The following is a 24,302-nucleotide window of genomic DNA, read 5'->3' on the forward strand; positions in this document are numbered from 1 at the left end:
CGCGTCTGAGAATTCAGCGCTCAACCACGGCTCAGGAAGACATCGGCCAGCAGTTGATTGCGCGGCAGTCCGGCCAGGAACAGACGCTTGGCAAACGCGTCGACGCTGGCAGTCGAGCCGCAGACTAAGGCCAGGGTTTGTCGGGAGACAAGGCGCAGTTGCGCCAAAGCGCCCGGCAACTCGGCCGCCGTCCACCCTTCGACGCTGAGGTTTTCCCGCTGCGCGGCCAGTGCTTCAAGGGGTTTGGCCAGGTAATGTCCGTCGGCATCATGGGCCAGGTGAATGACGCGAATGGCGCCCCGATGATCGTGACGCAAGGCTTCGCGCAACACGCCGAACAACGGGCCGAGCCCGGTGCCGGCGGCGAGCAGCCACAGCGGCCGGTCGTGCCAGTCCGGGTCGTAATGCAGCGCGCCGCCGCGCAGTTCGCCGAGGCGGATCGGATCGCCGATCTGCAAGCGGCGCGCGGCATCGCTGAATTCACCGGGCTGGCGACAATCGAGGTGGAACTCGAGAAAGCGGTCTTCTTCCGGCAGGCTCGCCAGCGAATACGGCCGCGCAATGTGGCCGGCCCACAGCACCAGATGCTGACCGGCGCTGTAGCGCAACGGCCGCTGGGGTGTCAGGCGCAGACGCAACACGCTGTCGCCGAGCCAGTCCAGCGCTTCGACCGTGGCCGGGCGACCATCGGTGACGGGATCGAAGGCGTGTATCTGCAAGTCTTCGATGACCTGACACTGACAGGCCAGCCGCCAGCCCTGATCACGCTGTTCGGCGCTCAGGGCATCGGGGCGACTGTCGGCGGGCAAGCCTTGCACGCATTGCACCAGACACGCATGGCAACTGCCGGCGCGGCAGCTATAAGGCACCGCCACACCGTTCTGATTGAGGGCATCGAGCAAGTTGCTGCCCGCCGCCACCGACCACTGTCGTTCACCGACCCGCAGTTCAGGCATCGACGTTCTCCCACGCGGCTGCGCAACGGTTGCGCCCGTCGCGCTTGGCCCGGTACAGCGCCTGATCGGCGCGCTGCAAGGCGTCGTCCAGATCATCGCCCAGTTCCAGCAGGGTCATGCCAGCGGACAGGCTCAGGTTTTTCACATTCAGGCCCACCAGTTCGACGTCGGTGAAGGCGATGCGCAGCCGTTCGCAGCAAGCGGTCAGGCGCTCGGCGTTGCAATCGGGCAGCAGCACCACGAATTCTTCACCACCATAACGCGCCAGCACGTCGCCGTCGCGCAGACAGGCCCCGGCCACGCCGGCGAAGGCTTGCAGCACCTGATCGCCGGCGGCGTGGCCGTGAATATCGTTGATGCGTTTGAAGTGGTCGAGGTCGATCAGCGCCAGACCGTGCACCACGTTGGCCTCCATCGCATTCAGCTCGCGGGTGGCCAGGCGCAGGAAATGTCGGCGGTTGAACAGCCCGGTCAGTTCGTCAGTGGCGACCAGGTCTTCGAGCTGGCGCATCATCCCGCGCAGGGTGTCCTGATGCGCCTGCAAGGCAAACCGGCGCTGGCGCATGCGTTGGCGCGAGGTCTGGACGAAGCTGGCGTAAATCACCAGCCATACCAGCACGATCAGCAGGATGCACACCTGCAACGCGGCCAGCGCCGGGTCGGGCAACTCGAAGTGGTAGCCGCCCCACAAGGTGATGGCGCAGAAGCTGAAGAACACCAGCATCGCGCAGCGCACGAACGCCCGTCGCGAAAGGTGGAACAGACCGAACAGCAGGATCAGCACATAAAAGACCAGGAATTCGCCCCGGGCTTCGTCCAGATGGGCGATCAACCACGTCTGCCAGCCAAGGCCCAGCAGCACTTGGACTTCGGTCAGGCTCGGGTCGGAAAAGCGCAGGTTGCAGCCGGAAAAGAACACGGCGAACAGAGTCGCCTGGCAGATCACCACCAGCGCGCTGCCGACGGCGACGCCTGCCAGCGAGTCGTTGTAGTGTCCGGTGAAATACGCCAGCCACAGCAGCAGCAAGGCCAATCCATAGGTGGCTGCAGCGAGGGCGAAGCGTTTGAGCAAAAGACGTTGAATGGCGTTATGGGTCAATCGTTGACTCACCGTGCGATAAGAGGCTGACCGAGTGTCCTACTCTACAGACCGGCTGCCACTTTAGTGGCGCAGGCGATAAATGACCATTGATTTTCGGGCCGGGTATTTGGCGTCAAAAACCTGCAGCCATGCGACCAACGAATGACTCCCGGCAGATGTGCCCGCCACCGAGGCGCGGTATACTGCCGCGCCTTTTTAGCGTCGCGCCAGCAGCCCCGGCGTGCCTTGAAAGGTGTCTGCGACCGACCGATGCACCCAAGCCGCAGGCACCTTATTGAATGTTCCCGTCTTTTAGAGGAGCGCGACTCATGACCGTGATCAAGCAAGACGACCTGATTCAGAGCGTTGCCGACGCCCTGCAGTTCATTTCCTACTACCACCCCGTGGACTTCATCCAGGCGATGCACGAAGCCTACCTGCGCGAAGAATCGCCAGCGGCCCGTGACTCGATGGCGCAGATCCTGATCAACTCGCGCATGTGCGCCACCGGCCACCGGCCGATCTGCCAGGACACCGGCATCGTGACCGTGTTCGTGCGTGTGGGCATGGACGTGCGTTGGGATGGCGCGACCATGAGCCTGGACGACATGATCAACGAAGGCGTGCGCCGCGCCTACAATCTGCCGGAAAACGTCCTGCGTGCTTCCATTCTGGCCGACCCGGCCGGTGCGCGTAAGAACACCAAGGACAATACCCCGGCGGTCATCCACTACTCCATCGTTCCGGGTAACACCGTGGAAGTGGACGTGGCGGCCAAGGGCGGCGGCTCCGAGAACAAGTCGAAAATGGCCATGCTCAATCCGTCCGACTCGATCGTCGACTGGGTACTCAAGACCGTTCCGACCATGGGCGCCGGCTGGTGCCCACCGGGCATGCTGGGTATCGGCATCGGCGGTACTGCCGAGAAAGCCGCCGTCATGGCGAAAGAAGTGTTGATGGAATCCATCGACATTCACGAGCTGAAAGCCCGTGGCCCACAGAACCGCATCGAAGAAATGCGTCTGGAGCTGTTCGAGAAGGTCAACCAGCTGGGCATCGGCGCCCAGGGCCTCGGTGGCCTGACCACCGTGCTCGACGTGAAGATCATGGATTACCCGACCCACGCAGCCTCCCTGCCGGTGTGCATGATCCCGAACTGCGCCGCCACCCGTCACGCGCACTTCGTGCTCGACGGTTCCGGCCCTGCTTCGCTGGAAGCGCCACCGCTGGACGCCTACCCGGAAATCGTCTGGGAAGCCGGCCCGTCGGCCCGTCGCGTCAACCTCGACACCCTGACCCCGGAAGACGTGCAGAGCTGGAAGCCGGGCGAAACCGTCCTGCTCAACGGCAAGATGCTCACCGGTCGCGACGCTGCGCACAAGCGCATGGTCGAGATGTTGAACAAGGGCGAAACCCTGCCGGTGGACCTCAAAGGTCGCTTCATCTACTACGTCGGCCCGGTTGACCCGGTCGGTGACGAAGTGGTTGGCCCGGCTGGCCCGACCACCGCCACGCGGATGGACAAGTTCACCCGTCAGATCCTCGAGCAGACCGGCCTGTTGGGCATGATCGGCAAGTCCGAGCGCGGCCCGACCGCGATCGACGCGATCAAGGACAACAAGGCTGTGTACCTGATGGCCGTCGGCGGTGCCGCTTACCTGGTGGCGCAAGCGATCAAGAAGTCCAAGGTTCTGGCGTTCGCCGAGCTGGGCATGGAAGCGATCTACGAGTTCGAGGTCAAGGACATGCCGGTCACCGTCGCGGTGGACAGCAAAGGTGAATCGGTGCACATCACCGGTCCTGCGATCTGGCAGCAGAAGATCAGCGAAAGCCTGGCAGTTGAAGTGCAGTAAGCTATTCGCCATATAAAAACGGCCGGCTCATCCAAATGGAGAGCCGGCCGTTTTTTTGAGTGTATAAAATCCGTACAACCAAACATCTATATGCAGAGCGGTTTTTTCGTGCGCAATTACCGATGCCTTCAGTGATCGGTATCGGCAAAAAGTACCGCATGCTCATAGCGCCTATGAACGGGAGCCCCGCCTACACATCTGCATGGTATCGTGCCCGCCCGTCCTGCCATCCGTTTGCCACAGCATGCTGCCGACTTCCCGTACCCTGCGTCTGTCGTTGTATACCCTGCTGATCATCGCCGGTGCCGCCCTTGCTGCAACGCTTGCGATCCGCCACGCCGAGCGCCAGGCGCTGGAAGAAGACGCCGCGCGGGCCAATCAACAGCTGGCGCTGTACGCCAACTCGCTGCATACCCTGATCGACCGCTATCGCGCCCTGCCCGCCGTGCTGGCGCTGGACCCGCAATTGCGTGCGGCGCTGGCAGGTCCGGTCGATGCCGAACAGCAGGCTGCGCTGAATCTGAAGCTGGAAAAGATCAACGGCGCCGCACAATCCTCGACCCTTGAATTGCTCGACCACACCGGCCTTGCGGTGGCAGCCAGCAACTGGCGTCTGCCCAGCAGTTACGTCGGTCACAACTACGGCTTTCGCCCCTATTTCAGTCAGACCCGCACTCAGGGCACCGGGCGTTTCTACGCGGTCGGCGTGACCAGCGGGATTCCCGGTTACTTCCTGTCCAGCGCGGTGCTCGGCGACAACGGCGAGTTTCTCGGGGCGATGGTGGTCAAGCTCGAATTCCCCGAGCTCGAACGTGAATGGAGCCAAGGCAATGACACCCTGCTGGTCAGCGATGCACGCGGGATCATCTTCATCGCCAACCAGCCCGGCTGGCGCTATCGCCTGCTGCATCCGTTGAGCCCGGCCGATTACCGCGAGATCAAGGCCACCCGCCAATACGACAAACAGTCGCTGGTGCCGCTGACGCATCTGGCGCTGCGCAGCTTCGACGACAACAGTGACCTGCGCCGCGTCGAAGGCCCGCAAGGCACGGCGGATTACCTGTGGGAATCGCTGCCGCTGAGCGCCGAAGGCTGGACCTTGCATCTGCTGCGGCACCCCCAGGTGTCCTTCGAGGATCAGCGCAATGCCGGGCTCGCCGCCGCCGGAGTATGGCTGGCGCTGGTGTTCCTGCTGCTGTTCCTCAACCAGCGCTGGCGTCTGGCGAAGATGCGCCAGCGCAGCCGCGAAGAGCTTGAGCAACTGGTCGAGGAACGCACCCGGGATTTGCGCACCGCCCAGGACGGTCTGGTGCAGTCGGCAAAACTGGCGGCACTGGGGCAGATGTCCGCCGCGCTGGCCCACGAAATCAATCAGCCGCTGACCGCCCAGCGTATGCAGCTGGCGACCCTGCGCCTGCTGCTCGATCATGGCCGGGTCGACGACGCCTACAAGGCGCTCAAACCGGTGGATGAAATGCTCACGCGCATGGCCGCCCTCACCGGCCACCTGAAAACCTTCGCCCGCAAGAGCCCCAGCGGTTTGCGCGAACGGCTGGATCTGGCGACGGTGGTCGATCAGGCCCTGCAACTGCTCGATGCGCGTCTGCGCGATGAACAAGTCAGTCTGGTGCTGCACCTGACCCGTCCGGCGTGGGTGCGCGGCGATGCGATCCGCCTCGAACAAGTGTTGATCAATTTGCTGCGCAATGCCCTCGATGCGATGCAGGGCAAACCGTGCAAACGTCTGGAAATCCGTCTGGAAGCCGACGAGCAACTGTGGCGCCTGAGCGTTATCGACAACGGTGGCGGCATCGCCGAAGAACATCTGGGTCAGGTGTTCGATCCGTTCTTCACCACCAAACCTGTGGGTGACGGGCTGGGTCTGGGGCTGGCGGTTTCCTTTGCCATCGTCCATGAATCCGGCGGGCGCCTGTGTGCCGAGAATGGCGACAACGGCGCGGTGTTCAGCCTGACCTTGCCGATCGATCTGGAGGCGCACATCTGATGCTCAATTCTGTGATGGTGGTCGATGACGAAAGCAGCATTCGCAATGCCGTTGAGCAATGGTTGAGCCTGTCCGGGTTCGAGGTGCAATTGTTCAGCCGCGCCGAGGAATGCCTGGCGGCGTTGCCCGCGCATTTTGCCGGGGTGATTGTCAGCGACGTGCGCATGCCCGGGCTCAGCGGTCTTGAACTGCTGGCCGAAGTGCAGCGCCGGGATGCCGACCTGCCGGTGATTCTGCTGACCGGCCACGGCGATGTGCCGATGGCGGTCGAAGCGATGCGCGATGGCGCCTATGACTTTCTGGAAAAACCCTTCAGCCCCGAGACCCTGCTCGGCAGTCTGCGCCGGGCGCTGGACAAGCGTCGGCTGGTGCTGGAAAACCGCGCCCTGCACGAGCAGGCCGACAACCGCGCCAGACTCGATGCGACGCTGCTCGGAGTATCCCGTGGCTTGCAGACCTTGCGCCGTCAGGTGCTGGACCTCGCAACATTGCCGGTCAACGTGCTGATCCGTGGCGAGACCGGCAGCGGCAAGGAACTGGTCGCCCGCTGCCTGCACGACTTCGGCCCGCGCGCCGACAAGCCGTTTGTGGCGCTGAACTGCGCGGCGATCCCCGAGCAGTTGTTCGAAGCCGAGTTGTTCGGTCATGAGAGCGGCGCGTTCACCGGCGCTTCGGGCAAGCGCATCGGCAAGCTGGAATACGCCGACGGCGGCACGCTGTTTCTCGATGAAATTGAAAGCATGCCCCTGGCCCAGCAGGTGAAACTGCTGCGGGTGTTGCAGGAGCAGAAGCTGGAGCGGCTGGGATCGAACCAGAGCATTCGCGTGGACTTGCGGATTGTCGCGGCGACCAAACCCGACTTGCTGGATGAAGCGCGGGCCGGGCGTTTTCGCGAGGATCTGGCGTATCGCCTGAACGTCGCCGAGCTGCGATTGCCGCCGCTGCGTGATCGGCGGGAAGACATTCCGCTGTTGTTTGAATCCTTCGCACAGAGCGCCGCCCAGCGTTTGGGCCGCACGTTCCCACCGCTCAGTGGTGCGCAGTTGAGCCATCTGCTGAGTCATGACTGGCCGGGTAACGTGCGGGAGTTGGCGAACGTTGCCGAGCGTCAGGTGCTGGGGCTCGATGAACCGGTGCAGGGGATTGATCCGGGGCAGTCGCTGGCGGCGCAGCAAGAGGCGTTTGAGGCGCAGTGTTTGCGGGCTGCTTTGACACGGCACAAGGGGGATGTGAAAGCCGTGCTTGAGGAGCTGCAACTGCCGAGGCGCACGTTCAATGAAAAGATGCAGCGGCATGGCTTGACCCGGGAAATGTTCGTACCCGACTGATCGCTCCCACGTGATCGTTCCCACGCTCCGCGTGGGAATGCAGCCCGGGACGCTCTGCGTCCCAAAGCGGACGCAGAGCGTCCATTGAGGCATTCCCACGCAGAGCGTGGGAACGATCAGATCAACGATCAGATAGGCGGAAATCCGCTCATTCATTCCGGATCATCGGCAAAATCCCGCTCAACCCATCTCCCCAGCCCCTCTAAACCGGCCCTCCCCCCGTTGGCACAGCTCCTGCTATAGCCCTCGCAGGCTGCGTTTCAACGCGCTCCACAAAAACAATTAAACGAAGGATCCTTCAATGGATAACTCCAACGCCCTGCCCCTTGGGTCGGCTGCCGTGCCGGCCAAAGAACGAACCACCGCCAGTCGCATCAAGTCGATCTTCAGCGGTTCCGTCGGCAACATGGTCGAGTGGTACGACTGGTACGTCTATGCCGCCTTCTCGCTGTACTTCGCCAAAGCCTTCTTCCCCAAAGGCGACACCACCGCCCAACTGCTCAACACCGCCGCGATCTTCGCCGTGGGCTTCCTGATGCGCCCGATCGGTGGCTGGCTGATGGGCCTGTACGCCGACAAGGTCGGACGCAAAAAAGCCCTGATGGCCTCGGTTTATCTGATGTGCTTCGGCTCGCTGATCATCGCCCTGAGCCCGGGTTATGAAACCATCGGTGTCGGCGCGCCGATCCTGCTGGTGTTCGCCCGTCTGCTGCAAGGCCTGTCGGTCGGTGGCGAATACGGCACCTCGGCCACTTATCTGTCGGAGATGGCGACCAAGGATCGTCGCGGCTTCTTCTCCAGCTTCCAGTACGTGACCCTGATTTCCGGCCAGCTCATCGCGCTGGGCGTGCTGATCGTGCTGCAACAATTCTTGACCACCGAAGAGCTGTACGCGTGGGGCTGGCGTATTCCGTTCGCCATCGGCGCGCTGTGCGCAATCGTGGCGCTGTACCTGCGTCGCGGCATGGAAGAAACCGAGTCGTTCACCAAGAAGGAAAAGTCCAAGGAAAGCGCGATGCGCACCTTGATGCGCCATCCGAAGGAACTGCTCACCGTGGTCGGCCTGACCATGGGCGGTACGCTGGCGTTCTACACCTACACCACCTACATGCAGAAATACCTGGTGAACACCGTCGGCATGAGCATCTCCGACTCCACCACCATTTCTGCCGCCACGCTGTTCCTGTTCATGTGCCTGCAACCGATCATCGGCGGCCTGTCCGATAAAATCGGTCGTCGTCCGATCCTGATCGCCTTCGGCGTGCTCGGGACGATTTTCACCGTGCCGATCCTGATGACCCTGCACACCATCCAGACCTGGTGGGGCGCGTTCTTCCTGATCATGGCGGCGCTGATCATCGTCAGCGGCTACACCTCGATCAACGCTGTGGTGAAGGCCGAACTGTTCCCGACCGAAATCCGCGCCCTGGGCGTCGGCCTGCCGTACGCACTGACCGTGTCGATCTTCGGCGGCACCGCCGAATACATCGCGCTGTGGTTCAAGAGCATCGGCATGGAAACCGGTTACTACTGGTACGTGACCGCGTGCATCGCGGTGTCCCTGCTGGTGTACATCACCATGAAGGACACACAGAAACACTCGCGCATCGTCACTGACTGACCGGGTTTCTACAGCCACTGCAATGGTGGCTGTTCTGGCCCCATCGCGAGCAAGCTCGCTCCCACATTGGATCGGCGTACAACTGACCCTGTGGGAGCGAGCTTGCTCGCGATTGAAGTCACCTCGGTATCAGGACAACTCGGCAACGTCCTGTTTGCTGCCATAACGCTTCTGCGCATACGACGCGCCCACGATCATCACCAGCAGAATCCCCGCCAGCACCGCCGACGAACCGATGGTGCCGAAATCCAGTCCGCCCTTCTCATGGGACTTGGTCATCAAGTCGCCCAAGGTCGCGCCAAACGGCCGGGTCAGCACGAACGCCACCCAGAACAGCGCCACCGACGAAATTTTCGTGAAGTACTTGAGCAGAACGACCACGCCAATCGCCGAGCCGATCAACAGCGCGCCACCGGCAAAGCCCAGGCCGGAGTCGTCCGCCAGGTAATCGCCGAGCGCGGTGCCCAGGGTGTTGGAGAACAGAATCGCCATCCAGTAGAACATCTCGCCGCGAAAGCTCTGCACCTTGGTGACGTTGAGCGAATCGCCGCTCAGGCGCCATGCCGCGAAGATCGCCAGCAGGATCGCGATCAGGATCATGGAACCTGTGGCGTAACCCAGTTCCAGCGTGCGGTCCATGAAGTCCGACATGGTGGTGCCGGCGGTGCTGGTCGACAGGATCACGATCCAGTACAGCAACGGTTTGTAGGTCTTGGACATCAGCTGCGCGATCAGTGTCAGGACAAACACGCTGATCAGGATCAGCGAGCTGATGGCGTAGCCGACGTTAAGGGTCATCGACAACAAATCCCCCGCGGTTTCCCCCAGGGTCGTCGCGCAGATTTTCATGACCCAGAAGGCCAGGGTGATTTGAGGCAGTTTGTTCATCGCGGGCAACGCTCCAGTGTGTGACGGCCGTTTTTTGGCTTTATGGCCGTGGGCAGACTGGCGTTGCGCGGGTGAAAAACCGGTCGGGAATCCATAAAAAATCTGTCACACAGGCAAAAAACGGCGATTAATCACCGGTTAATGCCCCTGCCGCATCCTGCACCTACCTGATCGATTAACTGCGCGACGCTCGCTCCGACGACGAAAGCGAATTGAATGCGTCGCCCTTAATATCAAGTTAACCGATTGTTTTTAGCATTATTTTGCGCTTTTTAATCAATTTAGTTGGCGTAGCATGAACCCCATGCGAAACACATCGCCAACGAATTTCGAATCTGGAGAACGACCATGAAAACCAAACTGATCCTCGCCCTGACCCTGTCCGTACTGGCCGCCAACACTTTCGCCGCCGACGGTTCGGACAAAACCAAATCCGCCGACTTCATTTCCGGCGCCAGCGCCGCCATCGAAACCAGCCACACCGGCACCTACGCAGCTGACGGTTTCGACAAGACCAACGTCGGCAAAGCCGTCGCTGCTGATGGTTTCGACAAGACCGGCACTGCCAACGCTATCGCTGCTGACGGTTTCGATAAAACCGGCACCGCCAACGCCATCGCCGCCGACGGCTTTGATAAAACCGGTACCGCCGCTGCCATCAGCTGATTGCCAGGATGCAGACACCAAAGCCCGGCCATTGCCGGGCTTGTTCATTTCCAAAGGTCGGTATTTGATCTTCGCGGATCGGACTTGCACTATTGGTCGCTTATAGAAGCCTTCAGGATCACCCCGCCATGCCCGATGACATCCATTTCTACGAACCGGCCAACGGCCACGGCCTGCCCCACGATCCGTTCAACGCGATCGTTGGCCCGCGTCCCATCGGCTGGATTTCATCGCAGGATGCCGAGGGCCGGCTGAACCTGGCGCCCTACAGCTTTTTCAACGCGTTCAACTACATTCCGCCGATCATCGGGTTCTCCAGCGTCGGTCGCAAAGACAGCCTGAACAACATCGAACAGACCGGCGAATTCGTCTGGAACCTCGCCACCCGGCCGCTGGCCGAGCAGATGAACCAGAGCTGCGCGATGGTCGGGCCGGAGGTCAACGAGTTCGAACTGGCGGGGCTGACGCCGGTGGCGTCGAAGGTGATTGCCGTGCCGCGCGTGGCCGAAAGCCCGGTGTCCTTTGAATGCAAGGTCACCCAGATCATTCAGTTGCAGCGCGCCGACGGCGAGACCGTGCCGAGCTGGCTGGTGCTTGGCGAGGTGGTCGCCGTGCACATCGCCAAGTGGCTGTTGAAGGACGGGATCTACGACACCGCCGCCGCCGAACCGATACTGCGGGGCGGCGGGCCGGCGGACTATTTCCAGCTGGGGCCGGAGGCGTTGTTCAAGATGTGGCGCCCGGGGGCGACGAAGTAAGCGCTTACCAGATCAGCTCAGCGTCGTCGGTGACGCCCTTGAGCTTGTCCAGTTCATTGATCGCGGCTTCATCGGCGGCGATGGCGCCGGGGAAAACCTGATCGTCCAGCAGTTTGTGAAAGCGCGGTGCGCCGCCGTCGACCAGGGCCTTGACGGCGATTGCCGCGTGATAACCCTTGTTGCCGCCCAACTCGACGGGGACTACAGCGGAAACCGCTTCGAAGTGTTCGAACTCTTTACGTGCCATATCGCAGGTCCTGGCTCAGTCGGATAAGCCCGACATTAAACATTCAACCGGCGAGTTTGTGTATCGGCGCAGTGCATTGCCCTACGGCCTGGGCGGCCGAGACTTCCTTGAAGGTGTGGAAATCCAGGCTGTTGACCACCAGTTCCTGCACCAGCTCGGCAAAGATTTCCATCGACGGGCTGCTGAAATACGCGGTCATCGATTGCTGGTTGTTCCAGAAACCGGAGACCAGCCACAACTCCGGATCACACTGCGAATGCTGCAAGGCGAAGCTCAGGCAACCGGGGGCGGCGCGGGACGGTTCGATCAGGGCGCTCAGGCGCATACCGAGTTCCGCTGAGCGTCCGGCGCGCGCTCGAACGAAGGCCATATGACTGACGGGAATCTGCTTGGACATGTTCAACCCTCCCAGGGAGTCGCGTGGCAGCCGGGGACGGGCTGCGACAGGATCCAAGGTTAAGGGCCGGGCAGCGTTCGCCGTTAGTCGATTCCTGCCGTCGCGTTGCACAATCCTGCGAGACTGTCGTGCAGACCTGTAACAAGTCGTGAATTGCTGTCACCATCCTGTCACACCGGTTTCGAGCAAGTTTGGCGGGGCTCGCCCTGTCATGTCTGGGCAGGTACGCAACGCCATGCAGGATCAGGCAAGCATTTCGCAGGATGTGTCTACCGCTTGCGCTTGCACAAACTTATGCTCTGCTCCCATTCCATCCCTTGCCGAGGAGGCTGTGCATGACGTCATTCGATCGTTTTCAGGCGCCGCCCGATGCCGACATGGAAAAGCAGCGCGCGGAACTGGCGGCCATCATTCGCCGCAACACATCCGAAGATGGCAGTTATGCCACTGCCGTCGGCTCGCTGTTCATGTCGCGCCACACCCAGTCCCATGATTTCGCCCCGGTGCTCGCGCAACCGGCGCTGTGCATCATGGCCCAGGGTCGCAAAGAGGTTCGGCTGGCGGACGAATTCTTCAATTACGACCCGCTGAATTATCTGGTGGTATCGGTCTCGATGCCGTTGAGCGGTCGGGTGGTGAATGTCTCGCCTGAAGAGCCGATCCTCGCCGTGCGCCTGGACATTGATCCGGCGGAAATCACCGCACTGATCGCCGACGCCGGCCCTATGGGCGTACCGACCCGTCCGACCGGACGCGGTTTGTATGTGGAAAAGATCGACAGCGCCATGCTCGATGCGGTGCTGCGTCTGGCCCGCCTGCTCGACGCGCCGAAAGACATCGCGATGCTCGCGCCGCTGATCCGTCGGGAAATTCTCTATCGCCTGCTGCGCAGTCCGCAGGGCCATCGGCTGTACGAAATTGCCATCGCCAACAGCCAGAGCCACCGCATCAGCCAGGCGATCAAATGGCTCAACGGCAACTTCGAACAGCCGCTGCGCATTGATGATCTGGCGAAGGAAGTGAACCTCAGCGTCTCGACCCTGCATCACCGCTTCAAGGCGATGACGGCGATGAGTCCGTTGCAGTATCAGAAGCAGCTGCGGCTGCAAGAGGCGCGGCGGTTGATGTTGGCTGAAGGGCTGGAAGCGTCGGCGGCGGGGTATCGGGTGGGGTATGAAAGTCCATCGCAGTTCAGTCGTGAGTACAGCCGGTTGTTTGGCGCGCCGCCGTTGCGGGATCTGGCGCGGTTGCGGCTGACCGTCTGATCTGGATTATTGCGTCGCGGCTACTGGCCTCTTCGCGGGCAAGCCCGCTCCCACAGGTTCTGTGTCGTACAAAGGTTTTGCAGTCGACACCAGCCAAATGTGGGAGCGGGCTTGCCCGCGAAGAGGTCGGCAGAGCCAGCATCAAATCTGGATCAGGCGCCCAACACCCGACACGCCTCACTCGGCAACGTCACCGACACCGGATGCCCGATCCCCAGTCCGATGCCCTGACACGGCGTGCTCAGCGCCGTGAAGGTCACCCCGGAACATTCCACCGTAGTCTCGATAGTCGCGCCGATATCCCGCACAAACGTCACTTTGCCCAGCAGACGATTGCCCGCCGTGGCCTGGGGCGCCGACAGTTGCAGGTCTTCGGGGCGGATCAGCATTTTCACTTTCTGCCCGACCACGATGCTGCTGCAGATCGGCACTTGCAGTGCATCGCCGCCCGGCAGCACGACCTTGCCATCGCCCAGTGCGGTAGCCGGGAAGATATTGCCGGAGCCGATAAAGTCCGCGACGAATTCGTTGGCCGGATGGCGGTAGATTTCAATCGGCGTCCCCACCTGCTGCACCCGATGCTCACCCAGCACCACCACGATATCGGCCATGGTCATGGCCTCGCGCTGATCGTGGGTCACCATAATCGTGGTGATGTTCAGGCGTTGTTGCAGCTGACGGATTTCCACCTGCATCGACTCGCGTAACTTGGCGTCCAGCGCCGACAGCGGTTCGTCGAGCAGAAGGATTTTCGGGTGCGAGGCAATCGCCCGGGCAATCGCCACTCGCTGACGCTGGCCGCCGGACAGTTTCGCTACCGGGCGATCAATCATCGGTTGCAGCTGGATCAGCTCCAACAACTCCACCACCCGCGCCTGTTGATCGGCCTTGCTCACACCGCGCAGTTTCAGCGGATAGGCGATGTTCTCGCCCACGGTCATGTGCGGGAACAAGGCCAGCGACTGGAACACCATGCCGAAGTTGCGCAGGTGCGCCGGGGTGTGGCCGATGTCCTCGCCGTCCAGGCGGATCTCGCCGCCGGTGAGGGTTTCCAGCCCGGCGATCATTCGCAGCAACGTGGTCTTGCCGCAGCCCGAAGGGCCGAGGAAGCACACCAGCTTGCCCTCGGGCAAATGCAGATTGACGTCTTTTACCGCGCAGGCCGAGCCGTAGTGTTTCTCGACGTTTTCCAGAATCAGTCCAGTCATGTTGCACCTCACAATCAAAAGGAAACGCCGCCCTCGCCCACCAGCTTCTCCAGCGCCCAGATCAGGACGAAGTCGATCAGCACGATCAGCACGGCAAACGAGAACACGGTAGGGTCGAGCGATGACACGGTGCGGCTGTACATCCAGATCGGCACGGTCATGACGTCGATGGTGTAGAGGAAATAGGTCACGGTGAATTCGTTGAACGAGACGATGAATGCCAGCAGCATCCCCGCCAGAATCCCCGACTTCATCAACGGCACCACCACATCGACGATGGCGCGCAACGGCGAGGCGCCGAGCATCTGCGCGGCTTCTTCGACTTCGCTGCCGATGGAAAGCATGGCCGCCGTGCAGTTCTTCACCACGAACGGCAGCGCCAGAATCACGTGAGCAATTACCAGCCGCGAGGTGGTCATGTGGAACGGCAGGCTGTCGAACACCAGCAGCAAGGCCAGCCCCAGCACCACCATCGGAAACACCAGCGGCAGCGACATCAGTTGCAGCGCCACGCCCTTGCCACGGAACTCGCAACGGGTCAGCGCGTAGGCCGCCGGCACCGCGATCAGCGTGGCGAAAATCATCGTCAGGCATGACACCAGCAAACTGGTGCCCATGGCCTGGCCGAGGCTCAGCACATCGCTGGCATCCGGCGAGACGAAGGTGTGCCACGCCGCCTTGTACCACTGCAGGCTGTAGCTGCTCGGCGGGAAGTCGAGGTTCGACGCGCCGCTGAACGACATCACGATCATGGTCAGGATCGGCAACACGGCCAGGAACAAAATGATCCCGGACAGGATGCCGGCGAACTTGCCGGTGTCGCCCGGCAACAGCGACTGACGCTTCTTGATCAGGGCACTCATTGCGAAGCCTCCAGCAGACGGCGACGGCGGCCGGTGATGTATTCGGACAAGGTCATGATGGCGAGCGTCGTGACGATCAGCACCACCCCGGCGGCGGATGCGGCAGGCCAGTTCATCAGCGGAGCGATCTGGTCATGCACCATCACCGCGAGCATCGGCACGCGCCGGCCACCGAGCAACAGCGGCACCACGAAGCTGCTGGCGTTGTAGGCGAACACCAGGGTCGCGCCGGTGATGATTCCCGGCAGACTCATCGGCAACACCACCTGACGGAACACTTGAAAGCGGCTGGCGCCGAGGGTCGCGGCAGCTTCTTCGTAGCTGCGGGCGACACCGCGCATGGCGCTGGCGATCGGCAGCACAGCGAGCGGGAACGCGGTCTGCACCAGGCCCATCAACACGCCGTTCTGGTTGTACAGCAACATGATCGGGCGCTTGATCAGACCGAGGCCCATCAGGGTCTGGTTGAGCATGCCGCCGGGACCGAGGATCACCAGCCAGCCATAGCTTTGCAGCAGCAGGTTGACCAGCAGCGGCAACAGCACCGCCGCCAGAAAAATCCGCCGCACGAACGGCGAGGTCAGGCGCGACATGGTGTAGGCCACCGGGATCGCCAGCACCACCGCGATCACCGCGCTGATCAGCGCCAGACGCAAGGTCAGCAGCAACGATTTGAGGTAGTAGGGTTCGAGCAACTGCGCGTAACTGGCCAGGCTGAAACCGGACCACTCCGCCCCCTTGGTGCCGACGCTCATGCGCAGCACCAGCAGGCTGGCGGCAATCAGCACGCCGAGAAACAGCATCGACGGCGTGAGGAAAAACCACGCTCGCGCGGTCGGCGAAACACCGCGCGCCGGGCGCACGTCACCCGCGCCGACCGGTTGGGTCAGGGATTGATGTTCCATAGCAATGATCTCGTCAATGGAAAAACAACTGACAGACACTGCCTTCAAATTCACCGAGAAACTTGTGGGAGCGAGCTTGCTCGCGATAGCAATCTGTCAGTCGACACTGTCGGTGAATGTCAGTCCGCAATCGCGAGCAAGCTCGCTCCCACAGGTACTTCGGTGTTTGAAGAACCTGCGTCCATCACTCGATCAGGAAGAAAAGATTTCCGTGTAGCGACGAATCCACTGGTCATGCACGGTCGCCAGGAAGGCGTTGTCGTGCATGATCGCCTTCTCCGCGATCTGCTCCGGCGTGAGGATGAACGGGCTCTTGCGCGCTTCGGCGGAGATGATCGCCTTGGCGTTGACCGGGCCGTTGAAGATGTCTTCGGCCATCTTGCCCTGCACCAGCGGGTCGAGGGAGTGGTCGATAAAGGCGTAGGCCAGGTCGGTGTCGCCCGGACGATTCTTCGGCATCACCGAGAGCATCAGGTCGGTGTAGAAACCTTCCTTCATGCCGAACGTGGCGCCGAGGCCATAGTTCGGATCGCGGATCTGCTTGGGGAAAAACGCCGGGGCATATAAGCCGCCCATGTCCAGGGAACCGGTGCGGAACAGCTCGGCGATCTGGTTGGGGTTTTCGCCCAGAGTCACCACGCGGTCTTTCAGCTCGGCGAGTTTCTTGAAGCCCGGCTCGATGTTGTGCTCGTCACCACCGGCCAGTTTGGCGGCGATGATGATCAGGTCCATCGCCTCGGTCCAGTTCGGCGGCGGCAGGAAAATGCTCGGTGCCAGATCGGCGTCCCACAGCGCGGCGTAACTGTCCGGCGCTTCCTTCTGGGTGCGAGTGCTGTAGACCAGACTGTTGCACCACAGCAGGTAGCCGATGCCATGACCGTTGGCCCCGGTGCGGTATTTTTCCGGGACATCGACCAGGTTGGGAATACGGTTGAGATCGGGTTTTTCCAGCAGTCCGGCAGCGGCCAGACCTTCGGCACCGACGCCAGCCAGGGTGATGATGTCGTACTGCGGACGGTCACCGCCGGCCTTGAGTTTGGCGACCATTTCCGAGGTGCTGCCGGTGCGGTCGGCAATCACTTTGGCGCCGGTCTTGGCTTCGAAGGTTGCAGCGATATTGCGCAGTGCGGCGAGGCCCGTGTCATCGGACCAGGTCAACAGGCGCAGGGTCTTGCCGGCAAAGCGGGTGTCGCTGGCACTGGCCCGGATGAAGGGCACGCTCATGGCCGCCGCAGCCACCGAGGCCACGCCGACGGTTTTGATGAATTGACGCCTGTTCAGATCGTGCTCGCCCATTTAGGACTCCCATTATTCTTGTAAGTATGAGACTGATCGCAACCCTTGCATCTGCCTGACCGGAATTGCTCAAGCGCCCGGTTTCAAAGGGCTTGAGCGTGGTCTGCGGGTTCATCCTGAGGTCGTGCAAAACACCTGACTATCGATAAAAACTCATTGGAGCCATGACGCCGGCGCATGCCTCGTTGCGAGGCATGCGCTGACCTTTTTCGGGCATTCAGAGCGCGCGGATCACGTGCTTGATTTCCTGAAATGCCGCCAGGCCCCACGGCCCCAATTCGCGGCCGATGCTGCTCTGTTTGTAGCCGCCCCAAGCGGTCTGCGGGAAAATCACCTGCGGCGCGTTGAGCCACACCAGCCCCGCCTGCAAGGCGTTGGCGACCCGATCCGCGGTCTCGGCATTGCGCGTGACGACGCTGGCCACCAGACCGAACTGACTGTCGTTGGCCAGCGCAATCGCCTCGGCCTCCGAAGCAAAACTGCGCACGCAGATCACCGGGCCGAAGATCTCTTCACACCACAGCGCACTGTCGAGGGGCACTTCGGTGAAGATCGTCGGCTGCAAGAAATATCCGCGCGGCAGATCGGCCGGACGATTGCCGCCACAGATCAGCTTTGCACCGGCACTCAAACCACGGTCGATGTGACCGAGCACGCGCTGGTACTGCGCCTGATTGACCAGCGCGCCCATCTCGACTTCCGAATCGAACGGATCGGCCACACGGATTTTTTCCGCGCGAGCCTTCAGACGAATCAGGAATTCATCGGCGATTTCATCGGCAACCAGCACCCGGCTGGTGGCCGAGCACATCTGCCCGGCGTTAAAGAAACCGCCACCGCAGGCCAGTTCCACCGCCAGATCCAGGTCGGCATCTTCCAGAATCAGCAGTGAGGATTTGCCGCCCAGCTCCAGGCTCACGCCCTTCACGGTTTCAGCGGCGCGCTGCATCACCTGCACACCGACGGCGTTGCTGCCGGTGAAGGAAACCTTGGCGATGCGCGGGTCCGCCGACAGCGGCGCACCGACTGCCAGACCGGTGCCGCACACCAGGTTGAACACGCCTTTGGGCAGACCGGATTCGGCGATGATGGTCGCCAGTTCCAGCTCCGGCAGCGGCGTGACTTCCGACGGTTTAAGCACCACGCAGCAACCAGCGGCCAGGGCCGGCGCGAGTTTCCACGCGGTGGTGACCATCGGGAAATTCCACGGCACGATCAGCCCGACCACACCGCACGGCTCGCGGCGCAGACGTGCGTTGAAATCATCACTGGGCAGCGGAACGTCGCTGTCGAGTCTGGCGTCGAGGCCTTCGGCGAGCTCGGCGTAGTACTCGAACGTGGCGATCACGTCGTCGACATCGATGCCCGCTTCGAACTGCGGTTTGCCGTTGTTGCTCGACTGCAACTTCATCAGATGTTCGCGGCCGTTGCGCACGCCATTGGCGATGTTGCGCAGGATCGCAGCGCGCTCGGCACCGGTGGTTTTCGACCAGCCTTTGAAGGCTTCAGTCGCCGCCGCTACAGCCTGGTTGACGGCGCTTTCGTCACCGCCATTGACCGTGGTCAGCAGCGCTTCAGTGGCCGGGTTGATCACGCGCAGGTGTTCGCGGCCGGCGGACCATTGGCCGTTGATGTACAGGCCGTCGAGTGTGGTCGGGAAATTGATCATTGGGCCACCGCCTTCATCCATTGGGTCTGGTCGATTTCGATCAGGGTCGGGCCCTGACGATCGGTGGCGGCGCGCAGTGCACCGCGCAGGTGTTCGGCCGAGCTGATCGCTTCCGCCGCGCAACCCAGGGCCTTGGCCACACCGATGAAGTCCGGGGTGTAGATGTCCACGCCCACCGGCTCGATGGCGCGGTTGACCATGTATTTCTTGATCTCTTCGTAACCCTGGTTATTCCACAGCAGGATGATCACCGGCGTGCGTGCTTCCACGGCGCTGGCCAGTTCCGGCAGGGTGAATTGCAGACCGCCGTCACCGATCAGGCACACCACCGGCGGACGTGCACCGTGTTCGAGGTTGCCGCCAAGCCACGCGCCAATCGCCGCCGGCAAGGCGTAACCGAGGGTGCCGTAACCGGTGGACGAGTTGAACCAGCGGCGCGGACGCTCCGGGTTGAACGTCAGGTTGCCGGTGTACACCGGTTGCGTGGAGTCACCGACGAACACTGCGTTCGGCAATTCGTGCAGCACGGTTTCGAGGAAACGGGTCTGGGCCAGCGTCGGGGCATCCCAGGTCGCGGCCAGGTCTTCACGCAGACGCGCGGCGCGTACCTGACCCCAATCGTTGCGGCGCTCGGCCAGCGGTTTGTGCGACAGCGCGCTGAGCAGCGCTTGTGCCGCGTTGCGCGAGTCGGCCACCAATGCAACATGAGGCGGGTAGTTGCGCACGGTCTGGTCTGGATCGATATCGACGCGCAGCAACTTGCCGGGAATTTCGAAACCGCCGGCGAAGGTCACGTCGTAGTCGGTTTCCGCCAGTTCGGTGCCGATCGCCAGGATCACGTCGGCATCGGCCACCAAAGCGCGAGTCGCCACCAGGCTCTGGGTCGAACCGATCAACAGCGGGTGGCTGGACGGCAACATCCCTTTGGCGTTGATGGTCAGGGCCACCGGTGCGTCGAGCAGTTCAGCCAGTTCGGTGAGTTCGGCAGCCGCGTCGATGGCGCCGCCACCGGCGAGGATCAGCGGACGCTGGGCGCCGGCCAGCAGTTCGGTCATGCGGCTCACGGCGGCCGGCGCGGCACCGGCGCGGTCGATGTTGACCGGCACGCTGGTCAGCAGTTCGTCGGCTTCTTCGACCAGCACGTCCAGCGGAATTTCGATGTGCACCGGACGTGGACGCCCGGCCTGGAACAGCGCAAACGCGCGGGCCAATACGCCCGGCAATTCGGACGCCGACATCAGCGTGTGGGAGAACGCAGCCACGCCACCGACCAGTGCGCTCTGGTTCGGCAGTTCATGCAGCTTGCCGCGACCGCCGCCCAGTTGGCTGCGTGACTGCACACTGGAGATCACCAGCATCGGGATCGAATCGGCGTAAGCCTGGCCCATGGCGGTGGTGATGTTGGTCATGCCCGGGCCGGTGATGATGAAGCACACGCCCGGTTTGCCGCTGGTGCGGGCGTAGCCGTCGGCCATGAAGCCGGCGCCCTGCTCATGGCGCGGGGTGACGTGGTTGATGCTCGAACGGGCCAGCCCGCGATACAGCTCCACGGTATGCACCCCGGGAATGCCGAACACCTGCTCGACCCCATAATCTTCGAGTAACTTGACCAGTACTTCGCCACACGTCGCCATGTCTTTGCCCTTCTTGTTCGTTGAGGCACCGGGCTTTAAAGGAACCGGTGATTGGCCTCATTGAAACGGGCGACCCGTAGCCGCAACAATCGATAAAAGCTCATACTAGCCATGTCCTCACGTCATACCTTGGATCCACATGAAACGACTGCCTCCCCTGCCCGCCCTGCATACGTTTCTGATTACCGCGCAGTGCTGCAACTTCACCCGGGCCGCCGAGCAGTTGCACATCACCCAGGGTGCGGTGAGCCGGCAGATCGCCGGGCTGGAGGAACATCTGGGTTATGAGCTGTTCATTCGCCTGGCCCGGGGCCTGGAGCTGACGGCCGAAGGTCGCGAATGGCTGCCACGGGTGCAACAGGTGTTCAGCCTGATCGGCGACTCGGTGGAGCAGATCGGCGCCAAGCGCGAGACCCTGCAACTCAAGGCGCCGAGCTGCGTGATGCGCTGGCTGTTGCCGCGCCTGCTGCAATGGCAGCGCGAGCGCCCGGACGTGCCGGTGAAACTCACGGCGTCGCTGCAACACGGGGTGGACTTTCATCGCGAGCAGTTCGACGCGGCGGTGATCTACGGCACCGCGCCCCACGACTCGCCCGCGACCCTGCATCTGTTCGATGAGCAACTGACGCCGGTCTGCTCGCCGACGCTGCTCAACGGTGGGCCGGCCCTGCACGCACCGGCAGATCTGCAACAGCATCTGCTGCTGCACCCGACTCACACGGATGACGACTGGACACTCTGGCTCGAAGCCGCCGAACTGCACTTGAGCAACATCGCCAGCGGTCAGCATTTCGAGACGCTGGATCAGGCGATGTCGATGGCGTCCCACGGGACGGGGGTGGCGATCGGCGACTGGTCACTGATCGGCGACGACCTGAACGCCGGGCGACTGGTGATGCCGTTCGATCTGAAGGTGAAGACGGGATTGGGCTATTACATCGTCGCACCGGCATCGGAGCCGTCGGCGAAGTTGCAGGAATTGATGGGGTGGCTGGTGGAGCAGGCTCATACGCGTTGAAGCCTTGATGATCGTTCCCACGCTCTGCGTGGGAACGATCCAGAACTTAATATCCGACGGTAAACCGCTGACGCGAATGCTTCGGCGTTTCCACTTCGTCGATCAGCGCAATCGCATAGTCGGCAAAGGTGATCGAGCTCTGGCCTTCAGCACTCACCAACAAGTCATCCTTGCCGACCCGGAACTTGCCGGTGCGCTCGCCTTCGACAAACAGCGCCGACGGCGACAGGAACGTCCAGTCCAGCTCCTTCTCCTGACGCAGCGCCTCAAGGAACGCCGCACCGGCACTGGCCTCAGCCTTGTACTCGGCCGGGAAACCGGCGCTGTCGATCACGCGAGTGCCGTCAGGCAGCAACAGCGAACCGGCGCCGCCGACCACCAGCAGACGTTTCACCCCGGCCTGTTTCACCGGGCCGATCAGCGCGCTGGCCGGTACCGTGGCGAAATGCGCGGCGCTGATCACCACATCGTGACCGGCGACGGCGTCCTGCAATGCCGCGGAATCCAGCACGTCGACATTCTTGCTGACCACACCGGCGCGGGCGCCGATCTTCGAGGTATCCCGAGCGATGGCGGTGACGCTGTGGCCGCGACGCAGGGCTTCTTCCAGCAATTGGCTGCCGGCACGGCCGGTGGCGCCAATGATTGCGATCTTGCTCATGACATTCTCCAGTTGGCTTGAGAGTGCTGCGTTTTTCAGAATCGGGTTACCACTGCATTTCGCCCTTGGCGACTTTCGCGCTCAGCTCCAGCGAGCTCTCTTCGCCCAGTTTCGGGTAGCGTTTTTTCATCGCGGCGATCAGCGCGGCAGAGTCCTTGGCCTTGGCGGTTTCGGCGTCGAACGCCTTGATGTAGTCGGCGGTGAATTTCACGGCCGCCAGCGAACGGGCACTGTCACCCAGGTAGTGACCCGGCACCACGGTTCTCGGTTTCAGGGTTTCGATCGAGTGCAGGGTTTCCAGCCAGTCGGCGTGGGATTGCGCAGTCTGGGTGTCGGCCATCCACACGTGGATGTTCTCGGCGACGACCACACCACCGACCACGGCTTTCAGCGACGGAATCCACACGAAGCTGCGATCCGGCTGCTTGCCTTCCAGACCGACCACCTGCAGTTTCTGCCCTTCGAGCATCAGGCTGTCGCCCTTGAGCACGCCCGGCACGATGGTTTTGGCCGGCACGTCGGCGCCCATTTTCGGGCCCCAGAACGCGAGTTTGCCGTCGACGGTTTTTTTGATGTGATCAACGGTCGGTTGCGAAGCCAGCACCTTGGCATTCGGGAAGGCTTTGGTCAGGGTGTCGAGACCGAAGTAGTAATCCGGGTCACCGTGGCTGATGTAGATGGTGGTCAGTTGCTTGCCGCTGGCGCGGATCTTTTCCACCACTTGCTCGGCCTGGGATTTGCCGAACTGCGCGTCCACCAGAATCGCGTCTTTCTCGCCGCTGACCAGTACCGAGGTCACCGGGAAAATCGCGTTGGTGCCCGGGTTGTAGACGTCGAGGGTCAGATTGGCAGCCGCTGCGTGGGCAGCAAAGCCGAGGGTGGCGGTGGCCAGTAAGACGCGCTTGAGGGTGGTGAAGCCGATCATGGGTTGCTCCGCTGTTCGAATGCCGTGCTTGGCGATGGGGACAGAGCTTAGTTGCCAGACTCGTTACAAAAAATGCGATGCTTGAACATAGTTTGTTTCTGAAAGCGGGCAAATCATGGATCGTCTCCAAGCAATGCGGGTGTTTGTCACGGTAGTGGATCTGGGCAGCCAGTCGGCGGCGGCCGATCACCTGGACCTGTCGCGGCCGGTTGTGTCGCGCTATCTGGCGGAACTGGAAGACTGGGTCGGCGCGCGCCTGATGCACCGCACCACCCGCAAGTTGAGCCTGACCGCCGCCGGCAACGAGATCCTGCCGCGCTGCCGGCAGATGCTGGAGCTGTCCGGCGACATGCAGGCCGCCGTCAGCGAACCTGCCGATGCCCCACGGGGTTTGCTGCGGATCAGCGTCAGCACCTCGTTCGGCCAGGCGCAACTGGCCGATGCCATGGCGGCGTTCGTCAAAGCGTATCCGGGGGTGAACATCGACCTGCAAATGCTTGATCGCACCGTGAACCTGGTGGACGAGCGCATCGACCTGGCGATCCGCACCAGCAACGACCTCGATCCCAACCTGATCGCCCGGCGCCTGACGGTCTGCCGTTCGGTGGTTTGCGCCGCGCCCGTCTATCTGCAGGAGCATCCGCAGCCGCAGCGCGTAGAAGAGCTGAGCCGGCACAACTGCCTGACCCATTCCTATTTCGGCAAGAGCCTGTGGCATTTCGAGGAAGATGGCGAACCGGTTTCGGTGCCGGTGCAGGGCAACATCAGCGCCAACGAGGCCAGCACCCTGCTGCGCGCGACCCTGGCCGGCGCCGGCGTGGCGATGCTGCCGACCTATCAGGCCGGGGTGCATGTGCACAGCGGCGAACTGGTTCGCCTGCTACCCCACGCCGAGCCGCGGCAGATGAACATCTACGCCGTGTATGCCTCGCGCAAGCACATGCCGGCGGCGTTGCGCTGCATGCTGGACTTTCTGGTGCAGCGTTTTCCCGAAAACCCGCAATGGGATATCGGGCTGTAATCCCGTTCGCAGAGCCGCTGGCAACTTCACGGCGCTG

Annotated in this window: 22 protein-coding genes; 9 read left to right on the forward strand and 13 right to left on the reverse strand. The window is 62.3% G+C overall.

The annotated features are described in order from the left end of the window. Positions 1 to 20: 20 nt before the first annotated feature. Both AC1Q9F_RS11100 and AC1Q9F_RS11105 read right to left on the reverse strand, forming a co-directional pair. Positions 21 to 956 (reverse strand): iron-sulfur-binding ferredoxin reductase, encoded by a 936-nt coding sequence (locus tag AC1Q9F_RS11100; protein WP_207983788.1) that lies wholly within the window; start codon positions 954 to 956, stop codon positions 21 to 23. After that, on the reverse strand, positions 949 to 2,055 hold the full coding sequence (locus AC1Q9F_RS11105) for a GGDEF domain-containing protein (RefSeq protein WP_207983789.1): 1,107 nt from the start codon (positions 2,053 to 2,055) through the stop codon (positions 949 to 951). Before AC1Q9F_RS11105 ends, AC1Q9F_RS11100 begins: the two co-directional genes overlap by 8 nt. Before the next feature lie 311 nt (positions 2,056 to 2,366). Here AC1Q9F_RS11105 and AC1Q9F_RS11110 point away from each other — a divergent pair, with 311 nt between their 5' ends. From AC1Q9F_RS11110 to AC1Q9F_RS11125, 4 genes are all read left to right on the forward strand, one after another. Next, entirely contained in the window at positions 2,367 to 3,890 is a 1,524-nt protein-coding gene (locus AC1Q9F_RS11110; RefSeq protein ID WP_007960181.1) for a fumarate hydratase, read from the forward strand. 244 nt (positions 3,891 to 4,134) lie between these two features. Then, on the forward strand, positions 4,135 to 5,895 hold the full coding sequence (locus AC1Q9F_RS11115; RefSeq protein ID WP_207983790.1) for a sensor histidine kinase: 1,761 nt from the start codon (positions 4,135 to 4,137) through the stop codon (positions 5,893 to 5,895). Further along, positions 5,895 to 7,223: a sigma-54-dependent transcriptional regulator gene (locus tag AC1Q9F_RS11120; RefSeq protein WP_074688402.1), complete on the forward strand. Its 1,329-nt coding sequence runs from the start codon at positions 5,895 to 5,897 to the stop codon at positions 7,221 to 7,223. The genes AC1Q9F_RS11115 and AC1Q9F_RS11120 overlap by 1 nt, the downstream gene beginning before the upstream one ends. A 301-nt stretch (positions 7,224 to 7,524) precedes the next feature. Beyond that, complete coding sequence (locus tag AC1Q9F_RS11125; RefSeq protein ID WP_492619918.1) at positions 7,525 to 8,844, forward strand: MFS transporter; 1,320 nt, start codon at positions 7,525 to 7,527, stop codon at positions 8,842 to 8,844. Positions 8,845 to 8,973: 129 nt separating this feature from the next. Here the strand turns inward: AC1Q9F_RS11125 and AC1Q9F_RS11130 are convergent, their stop codons facing one another. Further along, on the reverse strand, positions 8,974 to 9,732 hold the full coding sequence (locus AC1Q9F_RS11130; protein ID WP_273901624.1) for a COG4705 family protein: 759 nt from the start codon (positions 9,730 to 9,732) through the stop codon (positions 8,974 to 8,976). Positions 9,733 to 10,080: 348 nt separating this feature from the next. Here AC1Q9F_RS11130 and AC1Q9F_RS11135 point away from each other — a divergent pair, with 348 nt between their 5' ends. Then, positions 10,081 to 10,398 (forward strand): hypothetical protein, encoded by a 318-nt coding sequence (locus AC1Q9F_RS11135; RefSeq protein ID WP_085610837.1) that lies wholly within the window; start codon positions 10,081 to 10,083, stop codon positions 10,396 to 10,398. Positions 10,399 to 10,526: 128 nt separating this feature from the next. After that, positions 10,527 to 11,156 carry a flavin reductase family protein gene (locus AC1Q9F_RS11140; protein ID WP_011335689.1) on the forward strand — a complete coding sequence of 210 codons (630 nt, stop codon included), beginning with the start codon at positions 10,527 to 10,529 and terminating at the stop codon, positions 11,154 to 11,156. Between the two features lie 4 nt (positions 11,157 to 11,160). Here the strand turns inward: AC1Q9F_RS11140 and AC1Q9F_RS11145 are convergent, their stop codons facing one another. Together AC1Q9F_RS11145 and AC1Q9F_RS11150 are read right to left on the reverse strand one after the other, a co-directional pair. Continuing rightward, positions 11,161 to 11,403 carry a hypothetical protein gene (locus tag AC1Q9F_RS11145; RefSeq protein WP_207983792.1) on the reverse strand — a complete coding sequence of 81 codons (243 nt, stop codon included), beginning with the start codon at positions 11,401 to 11,403 and terminating at the stop codon, positions 11,161 to 11,163. A 43-nt stretch (positions 11,404 to 11,446) separates the two neighbouring features. Further along, positions 11,447 to 11,800 carry a putative quinol monooxygenase gene (locus AC1Q9F_RS11150; protein WP_007960171.1) on the reverse strand — a complete coding sequence of 118 codons (354 nt, stop codon included), beginning with the start codon at positions 11,798 to 11,800 and terminating at the stop codon, positions 11,447 to 11,449. Between the two features lie 335 nt (positions 11,801 to 12,135). Here AC1Q9F_RS11150 and AC1Q9F_RS11155 point away from each other — a divergent pair, with 335 nt between their 5' ends. Then, positions 12,136 to 13,065, forward strand: coding sequence for an AraC family transcriptional regulator (locus AC1Q9F_RS11155; RefSeq protein WP_064383794.1), 930 nt, complete (start codon positions 12,136 to 12,138; stop codon positions 13,063 to 13,065). Between the two features lie 152 nt (positions 13,066 to 13,217). Here AC1Q9F_RS11155 and AC1Q9F_RS11160 read toward each other — a convergent pair whose 3' ends face one another. The 6 genes from AC1Q9F_RS11160 to AC1Q9F_RS11185 form a co-directional block, all read right to left on the reverse strand. Then, entirely contained in the window at positions 13,218 to 14,273 is a 1,056-nt protein-coding gene (locus AC1Q9F_RS11160; RefSeq protein ID WP_108563115.1) for an ABC transporter ATP-binding protein, read from the reverse strand. A 14-nt stretch (positions 14,274 to 14,287) separates the two neighbouring features. Then, positions 14,288 to 15,136 (reverse strand): ABC transporter permease, encoded by an 849-nt coding sequence (locus AC1Q9F_RS11165; protein ID WP_007960165.1) that lies wholly within the window; start codon positions 15,134 to 15,136, stop codon positions 14,288 to 14,290. Then, entirely contained in the window at positions 15,133 to 16,041 is a 909-nt protein-coding gene (locus AC1Q9F_RS11170) for an ABC transporter permease (RefSeq protein WP_007960163.1), read from the reverse strand. Before AC1Q9F_RS11170 ends, AC1Q9F_RS11165 begins: the two co-directional genes overlap by 4 nt. A gap of 192 nt (positions 16,042 to 16,233) precedes the next feature. Then, a complete protein-coding gene (locus tag AC1Q9F_RS11175; protein ID WP_492619917.1) occupies positions 16,234 to 17,337 on the reverse strand; it encodes an ABC transporter substrate-binding protein in 1,104 nt (367 codons plus the stop codon). A 217-nt stretch (positions 17,338 to 17,554) separates the two neighbouring features. Further along, positions 17,555 to 19,006 carry an aldehyde dehydrogenase family protein gene (locus AC1Q9F_RS11180; protein ID WP_492619916.1) on the reverse strand — a complete coding sequence of 484 codons (1,452 nt, stop codon included), beginning with the start codon at positions 19,004 to 19,006 and terminating at the stop codon, positions 17,555 to 17,557. After that, positions 19,003 to 20,640: a 5-guanidino-2-oxopentanoate decarboxylase gene (locus AC1Q9F_RS11185; protein WP_127799643.1), complete on the reverse strand. Its 1,638-nt coding sequence runs from the start codon at positions 20,638 to 20,640 to the stop codon at positions 19,003 to 19,005. The genes AC1Q9F_RS11180 and AC1Q9F_RS11185 overlap by 4 nt, the downstream gene beginning before the upstream one ends. Before the next feature lie 139 nt (positions 20,641 to 20,779). On the opposite strand from AC1Q9F_RS11185, the gene AC1Q9F_RS11190 reads away from it, so the two are divergent. Next, positions 20,780 to 21,658, forward strand: a complete 879-nt coding sequence (locus AC1Q9F_RS11190; protein ID WP_129973307.1) for a LysR substrate-binding domain-containing protein — start codon at positions 20,780 to 20,782, stop codon at positions 21,656 to 21,658. Between the two features lie 46 nt (positions 21,659 to 21,704). Here AC1Q9F_RS11190 and AC1Q9F_RS11195 read toward each other — a convergent pair whose 3' ends face one another. Together AC1Q9F_RS11195 and AC1Q9F_RS11200 are read right to left on the reverse strand one after the other, a co-directional pair. Then, complete coding sequence (locus AC1Q9F_RS11195) at positions 21,705 to 22,319, reverse strand: NAD(P)-dependent oxidoreductase (protein WP_492619915.1); 615 nt, start codon at positions 22,317 to 22,319, stop codon at positions 21,705 to 21,707. Between the two features lie 46 nt (positions 22,320 to 22,365). Beyond that, complete coding sequence (locus tag AC1Q9F_RS11200; RefSeq protein ID WP_492619914.1) at positions 22,366 to 23,244, reverse strand: MBL fold metallo-hydrolase; 879 nt, start codon at positions 23,242 to 23,244, stop codon at positions 22,366 to 22,368. A 115-nt stretch (positions 23,245 to 23,359) separates the two neighbouring features. On the opposite strand from AC1Q9F_RS11200, the gene AC1Q9F_RS11205 reads away from it, so the two are divergent. Further along, positions 23,360 to 24,265 (forward strand): LysR family transcriptional regulator, encoded by a 906-nt coding sequence (locus tag AC1Q9F_RS11205; protein WP_492619913.1) that lies wholly within the window; start codon positions 23,360 to 23,362, stop codon positions 24,263 to 24,265. Positions 24,266 to 24,302 lie beyond the last annotated feature (37 nt).

This window comes from Pseudomonas sp. GW823-FHT04A03, from assembly GCF_058796615.1.

What these genes read in the sequence shown, in the direction of transcription:
- AC1Q9F_RS11100 (WP_207983788.1), bottom strand. Translation starts at nt 956, where the DNA reads ATGCCTGAACTGCGGGTCGGTGAACGACAGTGGTCGGTGGCGGCGGGC.
- AC1Q9F_RS11110 (WP_007960181.1), top strand. Translation starts at nt 2,367, where the DNA reads ATGACCGTGATCAAGCAAGACGACCTGATTCAGAGCGTTGCCGACGCC.
- AC1Q9F_RS11115 (WP_207983790.1), top strand. Translation starts at nt 4,135, where the DNA reads ATGCTGCCGACTTCCCGTACCCTGCGTCTGTCGTTGTATACCCTGCTG.
- AC1Q9F_RS11120 (WP_074688402.1), top strand. Translation starts at nt 5,895, where the DNA reads ATGCTCAATTCTGTGATGGTGGTCGATGACGAAAGCAGCATTCGCAAT.
- AC1Q9F_RS11125 (WP_492619918.1), top strand. Translation starts at nt 7,525, where the DNA reads ATGGATAACTCCAACGCCCTGCCCCTTGGGTCGGCTGCCGTGCCGGCC.
- AC1Q9F_RS11130 (WP_273901624.1), bottom strand. Translation starts at nt 9,732, where the DNA reads ATGAACAAACTGCCTCAAATCACCCTGGCCTTCTGGGTCATGAAAATC.
- AC1Q9F_RS11135 (WP_085610837.1), top strand. Translation starts at nt 10,081, where the DNA reads ATGAAAACCAAACTGATCCTCGCCCTGACCCTGTCCGTACTGGCCGCC.
- AC1Q9F_RS11140 (WP_011335689.1), top strand. Translation starts at nt 10,527, where the DNA reads ATGCCCGATGACATCCATTTCTACGAACCGGCCAACGGCCACGGCCTG.
- AC1Q9F_RS11145 (WP_207983792.1), bottom strand. Translation starts at nt 11,403, where the DNA reads ATGGCACGTAAAGAGTTCGAACACTTCGAAGCGGTTTCCGCTGTAGTC.
- AC1Q9F_RS11150 (WP_007960171.1), bottom strand. Translation starts at nt 11,800, where the DNA reads ATGTCCAAGCAGATTCCCGTCAGTCATATGGCCTTCGTTCGAGCGCGC.
- AC1Q9F_RS11155 (WP_064383794.1), top strand. Translation starts at nt 12,136, where the DNA reads ATGACGTCATTCGATCGTTTTCAGGCGCCGCCCGATGCCGACATGGAA.
- AC1Q9F_RS11160 (WP_108563115.1), bottom strand. Translation starts at nt 14,273, where the DNA reads ATGACTGGACTGATTCTGGAAAACGTCGAGAAACACTACGGCTCGGCC.
- AC1Q9F_RS11165 (WP_007960165.1), bottom strand. Translation starts at nt 15,136, where the DNA reads ATGAGTGCCCTGATCAAGAAGCGTCAGTCGCTGTTGCCGGGCGACACC.
- AC1Q9F_RS11170 (WP_007960163.1), bottom strand. Translation starts at nt 16,041, where the DNA reads ATGGAACATCAATCCCTGACCCAACCGGTCGGCGCGGGTGACGTGCGC.
- AC1Q9F_RS11175 (WP_492619917.1), bottom strand. Translation starts at nt 17,337, where the DNA reads ATGGGCGAGCACGATCTGAACAGGCGTCAATTCATCAAAACCGTCGGC.
- AC1Q9F_RS11180 (WP_492619916.1), bottom strand. Translation starts at nt 19,006, where the DNA reads ATGATCAATTTCCCGACCACACTCGACGGCCTGTACATCAACGGCCAA.
- AC1Q9F_RS11185 (WP_127799643.1), bottom strand. Translation starts at nt 20,640, where the DNA reads ATGGCGACGTGTGGCGAAGTACTGGTCAAGTTACTCGAAGATTATGGG.
- AC1Q9F_RS11190 (WP_129973307.1), top strand. Translation starts at nt 20,780, where the DNA reads ATGAAACGACTGCCTCCCCTGCCCGCCCTGCATACGTTTCTGATTACC.
- AC1Q9F_RS11195 (WP_492619915.1), bottom strand. Translation starts at nt 22,319, where the DNA reads ATGAGCAAGATCGCAATCATTGGCGCCACCGGCCGTGCCGGCAGCCAA.
- AC1Q9F_RS11200 (WP_492619914.1), bottom strand. Translation starts at nt 23,244, where the DNA reads ATGATCGGCTTCACCACCCTCAAGCGCGTCTTACTGGCCACCGCCACC.
- AC1Q9F_RS11205 (WP_492619913.1), top strand. Translation starts at nt 23,360, where the DNA reads ATGGATCGTCTCCAAGCAATGCGGGTGTTTGTCACGGTAGTGGATCTG.